The sequence below is a fragment of the Streptomyces lydicus genome (genome assembly GCF_001729485.1).
Classification (GTDB): Bacteria; Actinomycetota; Actinomycetes; order Streptomycetales; family Streptomycetaceae; genus Streptomyces; species Streptomyces lydicus_D.
This window is the reverse complement of sequence record NZ_CP017157.1, coordinates 3,765,003-3,783,107: the sequence shown is the minus strand read 5'-3', so window position 1 is coordinate 3,783,107 and position 18,105 is coordinate 3,765,003. Positions and strand designations below refer to the sequence as shown.

Annotated in this window: 20 protein-coding genes; 4 read left to right on the top strand and 16 right to left on the bottom strand. The window is 72.3% G+C overall.

Going from position 1 to position 18,105, the window contains the following annotated elements:
• The first annotated feature begins 10 nt into the window (after positions 1–10).
• Positions 11–1,678, top strand: coding sequence for an amino acid adenylation domain-containing protein (locus tag SL103_RS16460; protein WP_069569782.1), 1,668 nt, complete (start codon positions 11–13; stop codon positions 1,676–1,678).
• A 30-nt stretch (positions 1,679–1,708) separates the two neighbouring features.
• On the opposite strand, the gene SL103_RS16455 is transcribed toward SL103_RS16460, so the two are convergent.
• Both SL103_RS16455 and sigK read right to left on the bottom strand, forming a co-directional pair.
• A complete protein-coding gene (locus SL103_RS16455; protein WP_069569781.1) occupies positions 1,709–2,464 on the bottom strand; it encodes an anti-sigma factor in 756 nt (251 codons plus the stop codon).
• Positions 2,461–3,048, bottom strand: a complete 588-nt coding sequence (gene sigK / locus SL103_RS16450) for an ECF RNA polymerase sigma factor SigK (protein WP_069569780.1) — start codon at positions 3,046–3,048, stop codon at positions 2,461–2,463. Before sigK ends, SL103_RS16455 begins: the two co-directional genes overlap by 4 nt.
• Before the next feature lie 244 nt (positions 3,049–3,292).
• Here sigK and SL103_RS16445 point away from each other — a divergent pair, with 244 nt between their 5' ends.
• The gene (locus SL103_RS16445) at positions 3,293–4,408 is read left to right on the top strand and encodes a PP2C family protein-serine/threonine phosphatase (RefSeq protein WP_069569779.1); all 1,116 of its coding nucleotides are present in this window, start codon (positions 3,293–3,295) and stop codon (positions 4,406–4,408) included.
• Between the two features lie 43 nt (positions 4,409–4,451).
• Here SL103_RS16445 and SL103_RS16440 read toward each other — a convergent pair whose 3' ends face one another.
• Positions 4,452–4,850, bottom strand: a complete 399-nt coding sequence (locus tag SL103_RS16440; RefSeq protein WP_069569778.1) for a VOC family protein — start codon at positions 4,848–4,850, stop codon at positions 4,452–4,454.
• A gap of 92 nt (positions 4,851–4,942) precedes the next feature.
• Here SL103_RS16440 and SL103_RS16435 point away from each other — a divergent pair, with 92 nt between their 5' ends.
• Entirely contained in the window at positions 4,943–5,953 is a 1,011-nt protein-coding gene (locus tag SL103_RS16435; protein ID WP_069569777.1) for a helix-turn-helix transcriptional regulator, read from the top strand.
• 61 nt (positions 5,954–6,014) lie between these two features.
• Here the strand turns inward: SL103_RS16435 and SL103_RS16430 are convergent, their stop codons facing one another.
• From SL103_RS16430 to SL103_RS36010, 7 genes are all read right to left on the bottom strand, one after another.
• Positions 6,015–6,731: a DUF4190 domain-containing protein gene (locus SL103_RS16430; RefSeq protein WP_244303923.1), complete on the bottom strand. Its 717-nt coding sequence runs from the start codon at positions 6,729–6,731 to the stop codon at positions 6,015–6,017.
• 271 nt (positions 6,732–7,002) lie between these two features.
• The gene (locus SL103_RS16425) at positions 7,003–7,797 is read right to left on the bottom strand and encodes an SDR family NAD(P)-dependent oxidoreductase (protein WP_069573797.1); all 795 of its coding nucleotides are present in this window, start codon (positions 7,795–7,797) and stop codon (positions 7,003–7,005) included.
• A 67-nt stretch (positions 7,798–7,864) separates the two neighbouring features.
• Positions 7,865–8,878: a DNA-3-methyladenine glycosylase family protein gene (locus SL103_RS16420; RefSeq protein ID WP_107424551.1), complete on the bottom strand. Its 1,014-nt coding sequence runs from the start codon at positions 8,876–8,878 to the stop codon at positions 7,865–7,867.
• A 35-nt stretch (positions 8,879–8,913) separates the two neighbouring features.
• A complete protein-coding gene (locus tag SL103_RS16415; protein ID WP_069569775.1) occupies positions 8,914–9,489 on the bottom strand; it encodes a TIGR03086 family metal-binding protein in 576 nt (191 codons plus the stop codon).
• 292 nt (positions 9,490–9,781) lie between these two features.
• Positions 9,782–10,270: a hypothetical protein gene (locus SL103_RS16410; RefSeq protein ID WP_164492813.1), complete on the bottom strand. Its 489-nt coding sequence runs from the start codon at positions 10,268–10,270 to the stop codon at positions 9,782–9,784.
• Between the two features lie 242 nt (positions 10,271–10,512).
• Positions 10,513–11,958: an MFS transporter gene (locus tag SL103_RS16405; RefSeq protein ID WP_208869888.1), complete on the bottom strand. Its 1,446-nt coding sequence runs from the start codon at positions 11,956–11,958 to the stop codon at positions 10,513–10,515.
• A gap of 82 nt (positions 11,959–12,040) precedes the next feature.
• Entirely contained in the window at positions 12,041–13,567 is a 1,527-nt protein-coding gene (locus SL103_RS36010; protein ID WP_079145778.1) for a hypothetical protein, read from the bottom strand.
• Between the two features lie 112 nt (positions 13,568–13,679).
• On the opposite strand from SL103_RS36010, the gene SL103_RS16395 reads away from it, so the two are divergent.
• Positions 13,680–14,420, top strand: coding sequence for a nucleotidyltransferase domain-containing protein (locus SL103_RS16395; protein WP_069569773.1), 741 nt, complete (start codon positions 13,680–13,682; stop codon positions 14,418–14,420).
• On the opposite strand, the gene SL103_RS16390 is transcribed toward SL103_RS16395, so the two are convergent.
• The 6 genes from SL103_RS16390 to SL103_RS16365 form a co-directional block, all read right to left on the bottom strand.
• Complete coding sequence (locus SL103_RS16390) at positions 14,421–15,059, bottom strand: HAD family hydrolase (RefSeq protein WP_069569772.1); 639 nt, start codon at positions 15,057–15,059, stop codon at positions 14,421–14,423.
• A 200-nt stretch (positions 15,060–15,259) separates the two neighbouring features.
• Positions 15,260–16,219 carry an alpha/beta hydrolase family protein gene (locus tag SL103_RS16385; RefSeq protein ID WP_069569771.1) on the bottom strand — a complete coding sequence of 320 codons (960 nt, stop codon included), beginning with the start codon at positions 16,217–16,219 and terminating at the stop codon, positions 15,260–15,262.
• A 187-nt stretch (positions 16,220–16,406) separates the two neighbouring features.
• Positions 16,407–16,706, bottom strand: coding sequence for a gas vesicle protein K (locus SL103_RS16380; RefSeq protein WP_279631156.1), 300 nt, complete (start codon positions 16,704–16,706; stop codon positions 16,407–16,409).
• Entirely contained in the window at positions 16,703–16,933 is a 231-nt protein-coding gene (locus tag SL103_RS16375; protein WP_069569770.1) for a gas vesicle protein, read from the bottom strand. Before SL103_RS16375 ends, SL103_RS16380 begins: the two co-directional genes overlap by 4 nt.
• A 3-nt stretch (positions 16,934–16,936) precedes the next feature.
• Positions 16,937–17,737: a GvpL/GvpF family gas vesicle protein gene (locus SL103_RS16370; RefSeq protein WP_069569769.1), complete on the bottom strand. Its 801-nt coding sequence runs from the start codon at positions 17,735–17,737 to the stop codon at positions 16,937–16,939.
• Positions 17,734–18,087: a gas vesicle protein gene (locus SL103_RS16365; protein ID WP_069569768.1), complete on the bottom strand. Its 354-nt coding sequence runs from the start codon at positions 18,085–18,087 to the stop codon at positions 17,734–17,736. The genes SL103_RS16370 and SL103_RS16365 overlap by 4 nt, the downstream gene beginning before the upstream one ends.
• Positions 18,088–18,105 lie beyond the last annotated feature (18 nt).

Below are 18,105 nucleotides of genomic sequence, written 5' to 3'. Positions count from 1 at the left end.
AGGACCTGTCATGACCTCCGCCCCCTCCTCCCCCACGACGCCGCCCCCGGCCCCCACCACCCTCTTCGGGCTCTTCGCCGCGAGCGCCGCGCGGCACCCGGAGCGGATCGCGCTGGAGGTCCGGGGCGATGTCCTCACCTACGGCGAACTGGACCGGCTGACCGCCCGCCTGGCCGAGCGGCTGACCGCCGTGGCCGCGGAGCACGGCACGCGGCGGCCCGCGAAGGTCGGGCTGCTGGCCTCCCGGACGCTGACCGCCTACGCCGGGTATCTGGCGGCCCTGCGCGCCGGTGCCGCCGTCGTGCCGCTGAACCCGTCCTTCCCGGCCTCGCGGATCCTGGCCATCGCGGCCACCACGGACCTGGACGTCGTCGTCACCGACGAGGACTCCGCGCGGCCGGCCGAGCGCCTCACCGCGCAGGCGGCGGCGGACGGCGTCCGGCTGCCCCCGGTGCTCGCCCTCACCGACGCCGAACTGGCGCGGCTCCGCACGGCCGCCCCCGGCGACGACCGCCCCGCCGCCGTCCCCACGTCGGCGCGGGACATCGCGTACGTCCTCTACACCTCCGGTTCGACGGGCCGGCCGCGCGGGGTTCCGATCCGGCACGCCAACGTCCTGCCGACCCTGCGGTGGCTGGTGGAGGAACACGGTTTCGGGCCGGAGGACCGGCTGTCGCAGAACGTCGAGCTGTCCTTCGACGTCGCCGTGCTGGAGCTCTTCACGACGTGGTCGGTCGGTGCGGCGCTGGTGGTGCCGCGGCCGAACGACGTGGTGCGGCCGTCGGCGTTCGTCGGCGCCCAGCGGATCACGCGGTGGTTCTGTGTGCCGTCGGTCGGCAGCGTCGCGGCCCGGACGGGCGCGCTGACGCCGGACTCGATGCCCACGATGGTGGGGGTGATGTTCGGCGGCGAACGCCTGCTCAGCGAGCAGGCCCAGCAGTGGGCGGCGGCCGCGCCCGGCGCGCGGCTGTGGAACCTGTACGGCCCGACCGAGGTCGCGATCGTCTCCACGGCACACGAACTGGGCAGCGGCACCTCGCTGCGCCCGGCCGGTTCCAACGGGACGCTGCCGATCGGCCGGGTGCCGGACCATCTGGAGCATGTGGTCCTCGACGAGTCGGGCGAGCCCGCGACCACGGGTGAGCTGTGCCTGCGCGGCAGCCAGCGCTTCGACGGCTATCTGGAGCCCGGCGACGACATCGGCCGGTTCCTGGCGTGGCGCCCGGGCGAGCGTGCCGTGATACACGACGGAACCGCGCCCCTGACGCCGGAGCACTGGTACCGGACCGGCGACCGGGTGCAGGTCGAGGACGGCGCCCTGGTCTTCCTCAGTCGCCTCGACCACCAGGTCAAGGTCCGGGGCCAGCGCATCGAGCTCGGCGACGTCGACGCGGCTCTGGCCCGCCACCCCGCCGTGCGCGATGCCGTCGCCCTGGTCCGGGAGACCGGCGAGGACTCCGTCCTGGTCGCGTACTACTCAGGAGACGCCACCACCGCCGCCGAACTCACCACGTTCCTGCGCGGCCTGGTGCCCGTGTACATGATCCCGGGTTCCTTCACCCACCTCGCCGAACTGCCGCTCAACACCAACGGCAAGGTCGACCGCGCGGCCGTCGCGGCCCTCGACCTGGCGGCCCGCAGCGCGGCTCCTCCGGTCGGGGAGTCCGCGGACCGCTGACTCCCCGACCGGGCACGCCGGCACCGGTGGCTACAGCGGGACCAGTGCCAGCGGCGGGCTCGTCGGGCGGCTGGAGCCGCCGCGGGGTTCGGCGGTCACGCCGACCCCGTCGGCGCCCCGCGGTGTGCCGGTCAGCAGCATCGCGCCGCCGGCCCGTCCCGTCCCGACGAGTCCGGCGGGCAGCATGCTGCCCGCGCGGCTGTACCAGAGCTGGTAGACCCGTCCGTCGGGCAGTGCCGGCAGGCCGTGGTAGACGAAGGCGGTACGGCCCTGCTGTTCGGAGGCGACGACGGTGCCGCTGCCGCCGCCCTTGAGCGCCGTGGTGCGGAAGGTGGCGTCCGGGGCGGCCATCAGCGCGTTGAGCACGGCTGCCTGCTGTTCCGCGCGGGTGCTGCGGTCGCGCTGCCGGTCGGCCTCGTGCTGGGCGCGGGCGGCCAGGCCGCCGGCCGCCACGGCGACCACGAGGCAGGCGACGGCCGCGAGGTACGGCAAGCCACCGTTATTCCGCCGCGGCCGGGGGCGCAGCGGAATCACGGTGGCCCGGTGCGGTGCCGGCGGCAGCTGCCGGACGTCGGGCAGCGCCGCCAGCACCCGGGTGCGCAGACCGGCCGGGGGCACCTCGGCCACCGCCAGCGCGAGCCGGGCCGCGGTCTCCTGCAGCTCTCGTACCTCCAGGTCGCACGCCGGGCACCGGGCCAGGTGGCGGGCGAACCGCGCCGCCTCGTGCTCGGGCAGCGCCCCCAGGGCGTAGGCGCCGGTCAGGGTGTGCGGGTCGACCGTGTTCATGCCGACACCCCCAGGCAGTCGCGAAGCCGGATCAGGCCGTCCCGCAATCGCGTCTTGACGGTGCCCAGCGCCGTCCCCAGCAGGTCGGCGGTCTCCTTGCAGGTGTAGCCGCGGTAGTAGGCGAGGGTCACCGACTCCCGTTGCAGTTCGGTGAGTTGGTGCAGGCAGCGGCGGACCTGCTCGCGCTCCAGGCGCCGCTCGACCTGCTCGCTGACCTCGTCGAAGGGCGGTGTGTAGGAGCCCAGGCCGGCCTTGTGGTCACGGACGGCGGCGGCCTGCGCGGTCCGCACCCGGTCCACCGCGCGCCGGTGGGCCAGCGTCATGATCCAGGCCATCGCACTGCCCCGGCGCGCGTCGAAGCGGGCGGCGGACCGCCACACCTCGATGAGCACTTCCTGCGCGACCTCCTCGGACTGCGCCGGGTCCCGCACCACCCGCCGGACCAGGCCCAGCACCGTACCGGCGACCGCCGTGTAGAGACTGTCGAACGCCTGCTGGTCACCGCGTGAAACACGGTCGAGCAGGTCTTCCAGGGCCCCGGAACGCGGCACTGGGGAGCGGTCGCCGCGGGCTGCGACGGGCATGGACACCTCCGGACTGCGATGTGGTCTCCCATGATTCGACGCGGAGCGGCCCAGGGAGGGGTCCGCGCGGGAATTCGAGCGGAAAGTGAGTGCCCACGCCGCCGGTTCGCCTTCGGACCGGCGGCGGGACGCGGTGGCCCGACGGCGCCTCTGAAGTGACCGTAAAGTACCCATATGATGGTTAGTGCACGCTGTGTGAAGGCTCCGCTCCTTCCGGTTCGCGAGGGCGGCCCGGCAGCAGGAGATGCACGTGAACGACCTGCAACCCACGCCGACGAAGGTGCCGTGGCTGCTCACGGCACTGGCTCTCGTGATCGGCGTCCTGCTGGACGTGCTCGCTCCGCAGCCGTACACGGGGCTCCCGCTGCTGGCCGCCGCGCCGCTCGTCGCGGGCGCGACGCTCTCCTTTCGCTCCGCGCTCGCCGTGGTGGTGGTCACCTGCGTGATCTCGGTGGCGGTGGACATCGAGCGGGGACGTCCGGCGACGCCGTTGCTGGTCGATCTGGCAGTGGTCGGCCTGATCGGCGTGCTGGCTCTCGGGGTCAACCGGCTCATCGTGCGGCAGGGCCGCGATCTGGCGCTGGCCAGGGACGTCGCGGAGGCGGTCCAGCGGGCGGTGCTCCCGACCCCGCCGCGGGAGGCCGGGCCGCTGGCGGTGGCCGCCGGGTACACGGCGGCGCAGGCCGAGGCGCGGATCGGCGGGGATTTCTACGCGGTGCAGGACACGCCGTTCGGGGTGCGGCTGATCGTCGGCGATGTGCGGGGCAAAGGCATCGCGGCGGTCGCCGCGGTATCGGTCGCGATCGGCGCGTTCCGCCAGGAGGCCGAGTACGCCCCCAGCTTGGTCACGCTGGCCCAGCGGATGGACGAGGCGCTGGCCAGGGCCGCGGCCCGGAGCGGCCCGGTGACCTCCAGTGAGGGCTTCACCACCGCGGTGCTGGCCGAGGTGGCCCCCGACGGCGCGGAGCTGAGCCTGGTGAACCGCGGCCATCCGCCCCCGTACCTGGTGCACGGCGGGGCTCTCGTACGGCTCGACCCGACCGCCCCGCAACTGCCCCTCGGGGTGGGGCTGGGTGATCTCTGCGCGGTCGACCCCGCACCTGTCGACGTGGTGCGGCTCCCGCCGGGGGCCTCGCTGCTGCTGGTCACCGACGGGGTCACCGAGGCGCGGGACAAGGGGGGTACGTTCTACGACCCGGTGCTCTCCCGGCGCATGCGCCGGCATTTCACGGAGCCCGAGGCGCTGGTGGACGCCCTTACCAAGGACGTCGGCCGCTGGACCCAGGGGACGCACGCGGATGACATGGCCATTCTCGCGATCACCCGGAACCGCCGTCCTGACCCGCCGCCCGCCGCGTAGCCACGGGCTCCGGCCGCCCGGAGGCAAGGGAGTTGACCGCACCTCACCGTGCGAACTTCTCCTTGGCCTCCGGGGAGACGGGGGTGAAGAAGTTGACGAGGTTGCCGTCGGGGTCGCGGAACAGCAGCGACCGGTTGCCCCAGGGCATCGTGGTGGGCTCGGTGACGAAGTCGGTGACGAAGTCGGACAGGTTCTGGTGCACGTGGTCCACGTCGTCGACGAGGAACTCGGTGATCACGCTGCGGTTGTCCGCCGGGTGGGCGGAGCCCGGAGCGAACAGCGGGACAGTGCGGGTGGACGCGACCGCCAGGGTGGCATGCGGCGTCCTGAGTTCGGCGAAGTCCTCGGTGGCCCACGTCGCCTGCACCCCGGTGGCGCGCTCGTAGAACGCGACGAGGCGCGCGACGTCACCGGTGATGATGCGGATCGAAACGAAGTCCATGGTGCTCTCCTTGGCTGCTGGAGTGACTGGGCTTCGCAGACTAGGAGAAATAGTGGACAGAATCGGTCCTGTATTCGCAGTAAGCTGCGGACATGTCCCGACCCACCGGCCGCGTGCTGACACTCCTGGAGTTGCTTCAGTCCGGCGGCACCCGGACCGTGGCCGAACTCGCCGACCGGCTCGGCGTCGACGGGCGCACCGTGCGTCGGTACGTGGACCAGCTGATCGACCTCGACGTACCCGTGGAGTCGGTGCGCGGCCGGTACGGCGGGTACCGACTCGCCCCCGGGTACCGCCTGCCTCCCCTCATGCTCAGCGACGACGAGGCCCTGGCCGTACTGCTCGGCCTGGCCGCCGGCCGCCGAACCGGACTGACGACGGCGGAGCGCACGGCGGGCGAGACGGCAGCGGCCAAGATCCGGCGGGTGTTGCCCAAGCACCTCGCTCACCGGCTCGACACGCTCCTGGAGTCCCTCGCCTTCACGGATCAGCCCGGTGAGTCCGCCGCCCCGGACGCCGGGGTCCTGCTCACCCTCGCCGACGCGGTGCGCCACTGCCGGCCGGTCTCGCTCAGATACGTCGACGGCGGCGGCCGGCGCAGCGAACGCACGCTCCACGCCTACGGAATCGTCGCCCACTCGGGCCGGTGGTACGTCACGGGCACGGACCCCGGAATCGGTGCGGACCGGACCTTCCGGCTCGATCGCATCACTGACGCGAGGACCCTGCCCGGCTCCTTCGAGGCGCCCGTGGGCCCCGATCCGGCGCAACGCGTGCTGACGGGGTTCGCGACGGCCGCGTACCGGCATGAGGTGACCGTGCGGATCCACGGGACGGTTGAGCAGATCCGCGCCCACCTCCCCGCCGGTGTCGCGCGCCTGACGGAGTACGAGCCGGCAGCGGGCGAGGACCGGTCGTCCGAGCGCTGGCTGCGCGTCGACATTCGGGCAGAGCGGCTCGACTGGCTGCCCCCGGTGCTCGCCTCGATCGACCGGCCGTTCGTCATCGAGCGCCCCGACGAACTGCGCCACCTCGTTGCCGCGCTCGCCGAGCGCCTCGCTTCCGCCGCCCGCGATCCGGACGACGGGGAACCGAAGCCATGACGGCGCGCGGTTGCCGGACGCGGAACCGGGCCCGCGTCAACGGGCGTCAGGCGGACGGCACTCAGTGGGTGGGGCCGCTCCAGTAGGCGTCGTCCCACCGCATCGCGTCAGGGCTGAACTCGACCTCGATCCGGTCGGCGGCAGCGGGCGGCAGCGAGAAGGCGTACTTGCCGACGGCCGTCCTGCCGGGCAGGACGTATCCGGTGATGACCTTCTGCCGACCGCTGCCGTCGATCACCAGCTCGGCCGAGGCCCCGTCGGCGTCGTTGACGTCCGGCAGCCCGGTCGGGACGGAGACCCGTTCCTTACCGGTGTTGACCACGGTGACCGTGACCTGCACGGCCTTGTTGCCCTTGGCGTGTCCGTGGGCGAAGGCGTCAGGAGTGAACGGCGCCGGCTCGGCCACCGTGACCTTCAGTCCGTTGCCGAAGGTGTACGTCTCTCCGAAGGACAGGTGCCGGGCCTTCTCCTCGGCCGCCGCCGACTTCCGCTCCTCCTTGGACTCCTTGACCTTCGCGCGGGCCTCGTCGACGACGTGCTTGACCGCCACCACGGCGAAAACCGCGCTGCCGACGGAAATCAGCAGACCGACGATGCCCATGACGAGACCGGTGACCGCCATGGGCTTGTTGGTGGTCAGGCCCTTGCGCGCCTGGCTCACTCCGATCGAGCCGAAGACGATGGCCAGCAGGGCCGGCAACCAGGAGATCCAGAAGAGGATGATGAACAGCCCGAGGACGAGGCCGACCAGGCCGAGCACCAGTGCCGTGATGCCCATGCCGTTACGGGGCTGCCCGGTCGGCACCGGGTACGGCAGAGGCCGCACCTCACCCGCTGAGGAAGAGGAAGAGGGGGGCGGGGCCCACGGATTGTGGTCCTGCGGCTGTCTACCCGTGGTCGAGGAGCCCTCGGGAGAGGCGGGCGTGGTCATGCGGATTCCTTCGCGCGAGTCGCTGGACCCGGACCCTACCAAGCATTTTCCGATTTTCTTACTTGTCACGGTCTATATCGGGCCCGCCAGACCGCGCCTAGCCGCGCCGCGGGAGCCCCTACGGAAGAATCGAGTCGACGTATCCGCCGTCCACGCGCACGGCGCCGCCCGTGGTGGCCGAGGCCAACGGGGAGCTCAAGTAGACGGCCATGTTGGCGATCTCCTCCGGTTCGATCAGCCGCTGGAGCAGGGACTGCGGGCGGTGCCGGAGCATGAACTGCCGCTGTGCCTCCTCCCAGGGAAGGTCGGGGCCGACCAGTTCGCGAACGAAGTCCTCCACGCCGCCGGTGCGAGTGGGCCCGGCGATCAGGGAGTTGACGGTCACTCCGCTGCCCGCGGCCTCCTTGGCGAAGCCGCGGGTGACGCTCAGCAGTGCGGTCTTGGACATGCCGTAGTGGATCATTTCGACGGGGATGACCACGGCCGAGTCGCTGGCGAGGTTCACGATCCGGCCCCAGGAGCGCTCCTTCATGCGGGGCAGGTGGGCGCGGATCATCTTGACCGCGGTGAGGACGTTCACCTCGAAGTAGCGGCGCCACTCCTCATCGGTGATGTCCAGGGGAGGCGTGGCACCGAAGATGCCCAGGTTGTTGATGAGGATGTCAAGGTCCGGAGCGGCCGCGACGACCCGCCGGGTGCCGTCGTCCGTGGAGAGGTCGCCGGCGGCGGCGAGGAAGGCGTCCCTGCCCGTCTGCTGCCGGAGTTCGGCGAGGGCGGCGTCCACGGACTCCCGGCCGCGGCCGTTCACCGCTACCCGCGCGCCGGCGCGCGCCAGCCCGGCGGCGATGGCGAAGCCGATGCCCTGCGTGGAGCCGGTGACGAGAGCCGTCCGGCCGGAAAGGTCGATCTGCATGTGTTCCTCCTCGGCGTGACTGCCGTGGGACACCGGGTGCGGATTCCGCTGCCGGCCGTCGCTTTCCTCAGCTGCCGACCCTCAGGTAGTGGCCCCAGTAGCCCTGGTGGCGGCCGTAATGGGCGGTGCGGGCGGCAAAGGCGGCGTCATCGAAGTCGTAGCCGTAGACGCGTTGGGCGGCGCGGATCATTTCCTTGTCGGGGGTGAGGTGTTCGGTGCGGCCGAGGCCCCGGATGAGGAGGAAGGAAGCCGACCAGGGGCCGATGCCGGCGAGGCGCAGGAGCTGGTCGCGGACCTCGTCGTACGGGCCGGTGCGCAGGAAGGACTCGTCCAGGTCGAGCCACTGGCGGATCGCGCGGTGGAGGTAGCCGGCCTTGCGCTGGTTCCCGATGAGGCGCTGGAGGGTGGGTGCGTCGAAGCCGGCGAGTTGTTCGGCGTCGGGGAAGGCCCAGCGGGGTTCGCCGTCGACGGTGATGCGGTTGCCGGCCGCTTCGACGAGGGCCTGTTTCATCTTCCTGGCCACCGGCAGGGGGACGCGCTGGCAGAGGATCGCCCAGCACAGCAGCTCCCGCGGCGAGGGGAACAGGACCTGGTGGTAGCCGTGGAGGCGCTCCACGACGCGGGAGAACGGCCGGTCGAGGCGGGCCAGGCGGTAGAACTCGGTGAGGTCGTCGGTGAGGCCGAGGTGACAGGAGAGCCGGTCCGCGGCAGCCTCGGCGGTGGCGTCGCCGAGGGGCGAAGCGGCGGTGAGGACGCAGTCGACGGCCGGTGCGTCGGGGGCCGCCGTCACGCGGGCGCCCAGGGTCGTGCCGTTCTCCCGCAGGGCCAGCGTCAGGGTGTCGTGCGCCGTGCCCTGCTGTCCCGTCATGGCGGGGAACGCGTGGAGGAAGGCGAGGGAGGCGGAGAAGGAGAAGGGGGGCCGGGCCGCCAGCCGAAGGGTGCGCGAGTGGGCGGGCGCCGGTGCGGTGGCCGCCCCGGTCGCGCTCCGGGCAGGTGCCCGCTCGGTGGCCGGCCGGGACTCCGCGGCGGTTTCGGCCCGGGCGGCGAACGCCCCTGCCTCGAAGGATGTGGTGTCGGTCATCAAGGTCTCGCTTCGTTCGGTGGCGGCCCGGCAGGTCAGACGGCGCGGCCGAGCCAGGCGGCCAGACGGCGGTGGATGTCGGCGTCGTCCGGGACCGGGTGGACCTCGGCGAAGGGGACCTCGCCGCCGCGCGGCTCGGCCGGCAGGATCTTCTGGGCGAGGGTGAAGGCCGTGCGGGCCAGGTCCTCGTCCAGCTGCGTCTCGGGGGCGATGACCTGGGCGATGTCCCAGGTGTGGGTGACGATCTCCATCAGATAGCCGCTCAGGGCGAGCCGGCCCGTGACCACGCCCCACGGCACCTCGAATTCCCGGTCGAGCTTGTCGTCGTCCGCCCAGGCCGCGGCCGCGCGGGCGCAGGCCCGGCCGGCAGCGCCGCCCCAGTCGGTGTCGGCGATCCGCCCGGCCGCCGCGGGGAGGTCCAGGCCGCGACCGCCCTCGCCGATGTAGGCGATGCGGTGGATCGCGCCGATGGTGTGGCCGAGCAGCCCCCTCAGGTCGTACGCGTCGCAGGGGGTGGGGTGGTCGAGGAGTGCCGGGTCGAGGCCGCGCACCAGCTTCTCCAACTGCTCCAGGGCGCCGAGGAACTGGGGACGGGAGTCGATTGCGTTCATGGGAAGCACCTCTCGTACGGGCCCACGCGGTGTGCCGGGCCGATGAGGAGCACTCTGCAGGCAATACTTGACAGAACCCGTCAAGTATTGGAACCGCGCATCCCGACCGGGGACCACCGGCCCGATCCGCGCCTCGGCGCGCTCACGAACGAGCGGCGTCAACTGACCGGCCTCGCGTACCGGCAGCCGGGCACTCCGGCCCCGTGCATCCGCTCGCCGGTGCCGTCGAACGCCGGGATCCGGGCAGCTCGTACACCTGCTACGACCGCGGGCGCTGACCGCCCTCGCCCCGTCAGATGCGGTGGACCCGGGCGGAGACGATCACTCCGTCCTGGACGGTGTACGTACCGGCCTCGCGGTGGTGGGATCCGTTGCTCTCCGTCACCGCGAGGGTCAGCGTGACCTGGTTGCCGGTCACCGGGACCATGGAGAGGACGACGTGGTCGGTGCCGAAGTAGGACGCCTCGAAGCTCTCGTACGGCAGGCCGCTGATGTTCTTCCCGCCCAGTGCCCAGGCCGCTTCGAATTGGTTCTCGTTGAGGGCCACGAAGTAGGAGGCGACCACGTCCGCCGGCTGGGGCTGCGACTGCGGCTGTACCGCCGCTGCCGGATGCGGGGCGGCGGCCGCGTGGGCCGGGGCGCCCGACGCGGTCGATGCCGCGGAGGCGGTGCCGGTGGGCTGGACGACACCGAACAGTGCGCTGACGCCGACGAGCGCCACGACCATCGCCATCCGCAACGTCGTCACCGCAGAAGAGGCAATTCCTGGAAGCTCCGTCATCGGAAATCCCCAGCAATTCGGGTATGTGGGTCACCTTGTGGGGCACCTGGGTGGGCCCGCTTCCATCCATCGTGCGTTACTTGCCCCCGGGGCGCACCCGCATCCCGCTGCGGCCCGCTCCGGGGCGTTGTCACCAGCCGCTACGGAACGTATTCGAGGTGCGGAGCGTAAGGCGGCACGGGCGGTACATCGGGCCCGCCACGCTCCGCGGGCGGCCGGGGTCGCCGGGGGTTGGTGACCGCTCAGCCTCGATCTGATGCCTCGTCAGGTCGCAACGTCGGCGACGCGACGGGGTGCCCTCGGGGGATGCAGAAGAGCGCGAGGGCGGCGGCCGTCAGGTACGCCGCGGCGCCGATGGCCATGCTGATCCGGAGCCCGGTGGTGAAGCCGCCCGCGGCGGCCAGCAGGGAGCCACCCAGCGCGACGCCCGCGGCACTGCCGACCTGGCGGGTGGTGTTGAACAGCGCGGACGCGGTGCCGGAGTAGGTGTCCGGGGCGGCCGTCATGACGGTCGCGGTGGTGCCGGTGAGGGCGAAGGAGGTGCCGAAGCCGGCCGCCATCATGGGCGCCACGAGCAGCAGGTAGTCCGGGTTCGGCCCGGCGGCGGCCCAGCCGGCCAGTCCCACCGCGCCCAGGAGCATGCCGGTGACCACGAGCGGGCGGTGGCCCGTACGGCGCGCCAGCCGCCCGGACAGGACGGAGGCGAACATCGTCATGGCCACCGCCGGGAAGAGCGCGAGTCCGGTGCGCAGCGCGGTCAGCCCGCGGTGGTGCTGGAAGGAGAGGCTGGCGGTGAAGATCATGCCGTAGAAGGCGAAGTTGAACAGCAGGCCGATGGCCGCTCCCCCGCTCATCGGGCGGGAGCGCAGCAGTCGCAGGGGCAGCACGGGCGCGCGGGCCAGGCGCTCGCGCAGGACGAACCCGGCGGCCGTCAGCAGGCACAGGCCGGCGCCGACGAGGATCAGGGGGTCCGTCCAGCCGCGCCGTCCGGCCTCGTTGAGCACGGCGGTCAGCAGGGCCACCGTCACGATCAGCGCGCACTGGGCCGGCCAGTCCACCGCTCGGTCCGGCCGCCGGGCCGAAGCGGCCACCCGACGCAGCGTCAGCAGCAGGCAGGCGCAGCCGACGGGCAGATTGATGAAGAACACCCAGCGCCAGCCCACGGTGGTGACCAGCAGGCCGCCCAGGAGGGGGCCGGCGGAGGCGGCGATGCCCGCCATGGAACCCCACAGGCCGAAGGCCCGGGCCCGCTCGGCGGGTGAGGGATAGGACTGTTGGAGGAGTGCGAGGGAGCCGGGCACGATCAACGCCGCGCCGAGTCCTTCCAACAGCCGGGCGGCGACCAGGAACCCGGCGTTCCCGGCCAGGCCGCAGGCCGCCGAGGCGACGGTGAAGACCACCACCCCGGTGCAGAAGATCCGGCGGTTGCCCAGCCGGTCCCCCAGCGCGCCGCCGGTGAGCAGCAGGCCGGCGAAGACCAGGGTGTAGCCGTCCGTGATCCACTGGATGCCGGTGAGTGAGGCCGACAGCTCCCGCCCCACCACCGGAACGGCAACGTTGATGACGGTCACGTCCAGGATGACCATGAAGTAGCCCGCACAGACCGCGAGCAGCGGGGCCAGGGACCGGCGGCCCGTAGCCGTGGGCCGGCCCGGACGATCGGCCTGGGGACTGCCGGCGCGCACCATGGCGACACGGTAGTCCGGAGCCGGACGCTTCCCGCGATGCGCGTGCGCCGGCGGCGTGCCGGACTCTCCCGCCGGGCCGTGCTCAGCGCATCGCCAGGCCGAGTTCCTTCTCCAGCACGGTCGCCTGTTCGGGCGTGGCGAAGACGAAGTAGGTCTCGAAGTTGGTTTCCATGAGGCGCACGAACTGGACCAGGTGGAAGCGGCGCGGGTCGTCGCCGGGGTCAGGATCGACGTGGCCGATGAACTCCATGATCGCCAAGTGGTCGAGGTAGTCGTCCGACTGGTGGTCGGTGGTCTGGGTCACCACGACGCCGTTGCGGGCGAACTCCAGCACCTCGCCGTGCTCCTCGTCCGGGCGCAGCCGGACATCGGTGACGGTGACCGCTCCGTCGGTGAGCGCCTCGGCCCTCTCCAGGATGTCCGCGTAGCTTCCCTCCAGGTCGTCGACATCGTCCCCGTGGGCCGATATCGCCACGCCGAACGCTTCGAGCGCGTCGGGCACTTCATGGGGTGGCAGCTCCTGGTGCGCGAAGGCCGCGTACTCGGCGAGGACGCCGGCGGCCTTCTCCCGCGACACCATGCCCATCCGCGTCAGAAGCGCCCCCACGTGTGCGTACGAGGACGCCCTGAACCAGACCAGCACGTCCCGCAGCCGGTCGCCGGCCCGCTCCCCGTCCGCCCGCTCCGCGTCGAGGAGCAGCGCGCGCAGGCACCCCAGAGGTATCGCCGCGCCCCCGACCCGTTTGTCCGGCTGATCGACGAACGGCACCCCGGTCCAGACGCTCTCCCGCGAGCCCGGGGCCCCGGGTTCGGCGTCGGGGTCGTACGGGACGTACTGCCACACCGCGCCCTTGTTCCGCCGGACGACCTCGCCCAGGTACCAGCAGGCGCCCTGCACGAACGGCTCGTCCCGCGCGGCGTCGAACTCCTCCACCGTGCCGAACCGCCGCCGCACGACGACCTCCAGCCAGTCCAGCGTGTCGGGGTGGAAGTTCCACCGCCACGCCCCCTCGAAGGCGTCCTCGGCCCAGGGAGACAGCGCCTCCTCCCGCTCGGCCAGCCACGCCGTCAGGACCGGGTCCTCCGGCAGCGGCGCCTCGGGGTCCACGTGCGGGGTGTGCTCCTTGGCCGGCTTCCACCCCGGCACCTCGCACTGCCGCGCCGCCACGGCCTGCCGCAGCCGCGCGACCTCCTCGGCGAACGCCGTGCCGGTGCGGACGCGGAGGGCGTGCGCGATCAGCAGCCGCGGCGCGACGGGTGAGAGTGCCAGCTCCGGGTCCGGCGAGACGACGGGCTGCCCCGGAAGACCGTCGACGGGCCGGGTGTTCCAGCCCCAGCCGCCCCCGGCGATCCCGAGCAGGACCTCGCCGAGGTAGGCCGTCGCGCCCTCCACCCACTCGGCTTGCTCCTCGCCCGGTCGGCCGGCGCCCTCCTCACACCCCTCCAGCAGGCACGCCTCCAGAGCGTCCAGCGACCTGGCGGAGTAGTCGAAGAGGAAAGCCTCGGGGAGGAGCACCTTCTCCAGGAGCAGAAGCTGATACGGAACGTCCCCGATCCACTGCTGAAGCAGCTGCGGCGGGGAGTTCTCCGGCGGCGTCTCAGGAACCATGCCGACACTGTAGGGGCACCCACTGACAACGCCCGACCGAGCGGGCGGCGAGCCCGCAGGGCGCCTAACTACCCCTATTCGTTTGGACGTTGGGCCGGTGCACACTGACCCCATGACGGACGACGAGACGACCCTTCAGCTGCTCGACCGCTTTGTCAGCGCGGTGCGGTCCCTCCCTTCGGTGCGGGCCGTGTGGGCGCACGGCTCGCTCGCCGGCGGCGACTACCAGCCGGGGCGCAGCGACCTCGACCTGATCGCGGTGCTCGACCACCGCTACCGGGCAGCGGAGGAGAGCCGAGTGGCCGGGCTGCACGAGGACCTGGCACGAGCCGTCCCCCTGGCGGCGAAGCTGCACTGCAGCTACGCCGCCGTGGACGAGTGGGGCGACCCCGCACAGGACCATCTGACCTGGGCACACGAAGAGTTGATGTGCCGTCCGGTCAGCCCGGTGACCCGCCGTGAGCTGCACGAGTTCGGGAAGGTCCTGCACGGGCCCCCTCCGGCGGGGCTGGTGCCGCCCGTCACCGACCGCCAGTTGGCCGCATACGTCATCGACGACCTGCGGACCTTCTGGCGCCCGGCGCTGCAGCATCAGGAGCGATGGCTGCTCGACGCCTGGGTCGACCTGGGGCTCCTCACGCTGGCACGGGCGAGCGTGACCCTGCGCACCGGCCGGCTGATCACCAAGGCGGCGGCCCTCGACGTGCTGGCCGAGCTCCACGCGCCCACGGCGGTGGTGGAGGACATCCGCCGACGCCGATACGGACCTGCGGTACCGGCGTCACCGGAGTGGTTGGAGCAACGGGCCCGTCTGACCCGCGCCTTCCTCAGCACCGCGCTCGACGAGGTGTGATCAGCCCGCATCCCGTCCGCGGCCCGGCAGATGGGCGAGGGCGGCGATGAGCGGCACCGGCATGAACGCCGGCCAGTGGCCCCTGTTGACCTGGTAGGAGACGTAGCCGACCGAGGTGCCGACCCGCACCTCGTCGGCGGTCTCCGCCTGATAGACGACCCGGCAGGGTCCCGCGGCCTTCTTGGCGCGCTGCCAGAGGGTGGGTGCGGGCTTGCGTTCCGCCTCGGTCCGCGGGGTGAAGATCCGGTCGCCGAAGTCCGACCAGGCGAACGGCCGGCTGTCCGCCCAGTCCTTGTCGATCACCTTCTTCAGCTCTGCCGCGCGCTCCGCATCGGTGGAGCCCCAGGACGGCGGAACGTTGGTGATCAGGCCGACGGTGATGTGACGGGCACGCAAGGCACGCAGGTGCTCGGCCGCGTGGGGCAGGTAGCGCATGCTCTTGTCCTCGGCGGTGTGCACCAGCGTCTCACCGAGGTCGAAGTACACCTGCACACACCCACCGCCGGCCCGCCCGTCCGCTCCGGCGGTGCGGTGCGCGGCGGCGGCGGAGCCCTCGCCCGGTCCGGCCAGCGCCACCACGCAGCCGCCCAGGGCGAGCAGTAAGTGCCAGGTGGTTTTCCGAACGGTTGACTTCCTCATGGTTGTCCTTCCGCAGGGGGGAATCCGATCCGACCGGCCATGTTAGGCATGCGCATGCCAGCGCGTCGCGCGTCAGACAACCTTGGCGATATTGAACGCGAGATGGCCGGAGCCTTACGGCGAGGCTGCCGCGCCGGCTCGCCGACGAGAGGGCGAGCCACGCGCGCCGTCGACCCGCCGCCGAAGCGGGCCTCGGTGGCTCACTTGGACTCGACCCGTCCGAGCGGATCGGGCCCGCTCGTCAGCGCCTCACACGCCACCCGCCAAGCGGGGTCCCCGGGGTAGAGCTCGGTGCGGAGATAGGACCAGGTGAGCCGCTGGACCGCGGCCACGCGCTCAAGGCTCTCGTCCGTGGTCTCGGCAACGTCGTAACCGGAGATCCCGCCGAGGCCGTGCTCCGCGTCGAACAGGGTGAACAGGGCCTTGGGGCCCGGGGAGAGGACGTACGGATCGGCGTGCCAGTCCGGGCCCCGCACCGTCAGGTGGGCGGAGTCGTCCCGGTCGCCGGCCACCACGAGCGCGGGCGTCGACATCGCGGAGAAGTCCGTGGTGAGGAAGAAGGAATAGTTCTCGGCCACGAAGTCGGTGACGGCATCGCCGCCCCTGCCGGGCGCGGCGAGCAGTATCCCCGCCTTGATCCGGGGCTCGGCCAGGTTCACCTCGGTCCCGTCGTGCGGATCGGTGAGCCGGGCACCCAGCAGCAGGCTCGCGGTGTGGCCGCCCATCGAGTGCCCGGCCACGGCGACCCTGCTCCGGTCCAGGCGCCCGCGGAGCTGCGGGACGGTGGCCTCGATCAGGTCGAGCTGATCGAGGACGCGCCGCATGTCCTCGGCGCGCGAGCGCCAGTACAGCGGCGCCCCGGGGGTCTCGGGATCCAGGCTCAGCGTCCTGGAGCTCAGATGGGTGGGCTGGATGACGACGAAGCCGTGCGCCGCCCAGAAGTTGGCGAGCGGGGCGTAGCCGTTCAGCGAGGAGAGGTGGTTCGAGTAGCCCTGCCCGTGCGAGAGGAGGATGACCGGCAGATCGCTCCCGGTCACGGGCGCGGAGACCCGCACCTCCAGGTCCACGGCCCGGTCGGGAGCGGCCAGCACCACCGGACTCACCGAGAGGACGGGGGCGGGCGAGCCGAAGATGTCGGCTGGGTACGTCGAGGCACTCATGGGGCATCTTTCCCTTCAACGGCCGCTGCCAACGGTCTCGTTCGACCGGCGACAGGGCGGGGGCAGGAGCGTCCGACTGCGGACGAGCAGAAGCGGAACACTGTTCCGATTACGATACGGAGCAGTGTTCCGCTTTGTCAACGAACAGGCTCGACCGGGGGCCCGCACCCCTTGAGGCGTCCGGGACTCAGTCGCGCGGCAGGAGGGAGCCGAGGGGCCCGAGATCGAGGTTGAGGTCTTCGAGACGCAGGCCGTGCTGGTCGCACAGCTCGGTCATCCGCTCCTCGAGACACATCAGCGTCTCCCCGATGCGTTCCACCTGCTCGTCGCTCAGATCCCCCTGCTCCACGCGGCGGATCGCCTGCCGTTCCATCAACTGCCGCAGGAGCTCCACCACGGTGAGCACCAACGAGACCAGGTCGCGGCCCATTTGGTCACGGTCGATATCGAACCGTTCCAGGGGCCGGCCGGTTTCCGCTCGCGTCACAGGGGGCCTCCGTCCGCCCAGGGGGCAGGTACGCGTTCGTTGACGGACGACAGCAGTGCGTGCAGGGAGAGCCGGACCAGCGGCACGTCCGCGATGGCGATCACCAGGTCCCCGCTGACCACGATCCCGGTGTTCATGAGGCGGTCCAGCAGGTCGACCAGTGGTACGCCGAGGGGCCCGGCGAGCGGCCCCGGTGCGTCCCAGGGGACGGGCTCCCGCTCAAGCACGGCTCACCCCTCCCCCACGAAGGAGTACGGGACCCAGGGGCCCGACACCTCGACGTCCGCGCCGGTGCGTCGACGCCAGGTCTCCGCGGCGTCGAGCAGTTCCTTCTCCCCGACGGCCGTCATCAGGTAGGCGGCGTTGAGGACCTGCACGCGGTCCTTCTCGCCGGTCATGTCCGGAGTGTGCGGGCGGAGCCGCCGGGCCGCGGCCGCCAGGCGCCGGAGCGCGGCATCGACGTCCTCCGCGATCCGCAGGGCACGGTCGTGGTGGTGCTCGCGCGCACGGTGCAGCCCTCGCTTGCGTTCCAGGTACGCACGGCCCGCTCCGCCACCGTCCCGGCGGGACGGCGCGGCCGTGGTCGCGGGGCGCTCGGGTGCCGCGGCCGGCACCCAGACCTTCACGCCCCACTCCGCGTGGCCTTCGAGGCGGTCCAGCGTCGCGGCGAAGCGGTGGGTGTCCGCGATGAGGGCCCGGCGCGCGCTGTCGTCGCTGCGGTAGAGGGTGGCGAGTGCCAGCGGAACGGTCGGCCCGCAGGCGGCGGCCCCGGTCACCACCTCGTGGTGCGCGCGTGCGCACCGCTCCAGCTCGGCGCGGTCCGACAGCCGCTCCTGCCACGCCTCCGGTGTGAACTCGGCGGCCGGTACGTGCTGGACGACTGCCGTCAGCGGCCCGAACGTCAGGCCGCGCACCGGGGAGCCCGCGGCGAGGCCGGTGAGTCCCGCCAGGACGGCCGGGTCGAGCCGCCGGCCCACCGCGAAGACATAGGTGGCGGCCGCGGTTTCCGGCGCGTCCGGGTGTGCCGTCATGCGCCTGCCTCACTCTTCGGAGCGGCCGAGCCGGCGGCGTCACCGGCCTCCAGCGCCGTCACGCGCTCGCGCAACCGCTCGTTCTCCTCCCGCAGTTCGTGCCGGGCCGCGCGGGAGCTGAGGGCGGGGTCGGTCTCCCACCAGTCGATGCCGGCCTTCCTCGCGGTCTCCACCGAGGACACGAACAGCCGCAGCCTGATGGTGAGGAGCTCGATGTCGAGCAGGTCGATCTTGATGTCGCCGGCGATGACGATGCCCTTGTCCAGGACGCGTTCGAGGATGTCGGCGAGGTTCGTGGTGGCGGGGCCGTAGGCGGGCGGGGCGGCCGGCCCGGAAACGACGTCGGTCACGTGACACCTCTCAGAAGC

Bases quoted from the DNA above. Each gene is read 5' to 3' on its own strand.
- SL103_RS16460 (WP_069569782.1), top strand. From the start codon at position 11: ATGACCTCCGCCCCCTCCTCCCCCACGACGCCGCCCCCGGCCCCCACC.
- SL103_RS16455 (WP_069569781.1), bottom strand. From the start codon at position 2,464: ATGAACACGGTCGACCCGCACACCCTGACCGGCGCCTACGCCCTGGGG.
- sigK (WP_069569780.1), bottom strand. From the start codon at position 3,048: ATGCCCGTCGCAGCCCGCGGCGACCGCTCCCCAGTGCCGCGTTCCGGG.
- SL103_RS16445 (WP_069569779.1), top strand. From the start codon at position 3,293: ATGCACGTGAACGACCTGCAACCCACGCCGACGAAGGTGCCGTGGCTG.
- SL103_RS16440 (WP_069569778.1), bottom strand. From the start codon at position 4,850: ATGGACTTCGTTTCGATCCGCATCATCACCGGTGACGTCGCGCGCCTC.
- SL103_RS16435 (WP_069569777.1), top strand. From the start codon at position 4,943: ATGTCCCGACCCACCGGCCGCGTGCTGACACTCCTGGAGTTGCTTCAG.
- SL103_RS16430 (WP_244303923.1), bottom strand. From the start codon at position 6,731: ATGGGCATCACGGCACTGGTGCTCGGCCTGGTCGGCCTCGTCCTCGGG.
- SL103_RS16425 (WP_069573797.1), bottom strand. From the start codon at position 7,797: ATGCAGATCGACCTTTCCGGCCGGACGGCTCTCGTCACCGGCTCCACG.
- SL103_RS16420 (WP_107424551.1), bottom strand. From the start codon at position 8,878: ATGACCGACACCACATCCTTCGAGGCAGGGGCGTTCGCCGCCCGGGCC.
- SL103_RS16415 (WP_069569775.1), bottom strand. From the start codon at position 9,489: ATGAACGCAATCGACTCCCGTCCCCAGTTCCTCGGCGCCCTGGAGCAG.
- SL103_RS16410 (WP_164492813.1), bottom strand. From the start codon at position 10,270: ATGACGGAGCTTCCAGGAATTGCCTCTTCTGCGGTGACGACGTTGCGG.
- SL103_RS16405 (WP_208869888.1), bottom strand. From the start codon at position 11,958: ATGGTGCGCGCCGGCAGTCCCCAGGCCGATCGTCCGGGCCGGCCCACG.
- SL103_RS36010 (WP_079145778.1), bottom strand. From the start codon at position 13,567: ATGGTTCCTGAGACGCCGCCGGAGAACTCCCCGCCGCAGCTGCTTCAG.
- SL103_RS16395 (WP_069569773.1), top strand. From the start codon at position 13,680: ATGACGGACGACGAGACGACCCTTCAGCTGCTCGACCGCTTTGTCAGC.
- SL103_RS16390 (WP_069569772.1), bottom strand. From the start codon at position 15,059: ATGAGGAAGTCAACCGTTCGGAAAACCACCTGGCACTTACTGCTCGCC.
- SL103_RS16385 (WP_069569771.1), bottom strand. From the start codon at position 16,219: ATGAGTGCCTCGACGTACCCAGCCGACATCTTCGGCTCGCCCGCCCCC.
- SL103_RS16370 (WP_069569769.1), bottom strand. From the start codon at position 17,737: ATGACGGCACACCCGGACGCGCCGGAAACCGCGGCCGCCACCTATGTC.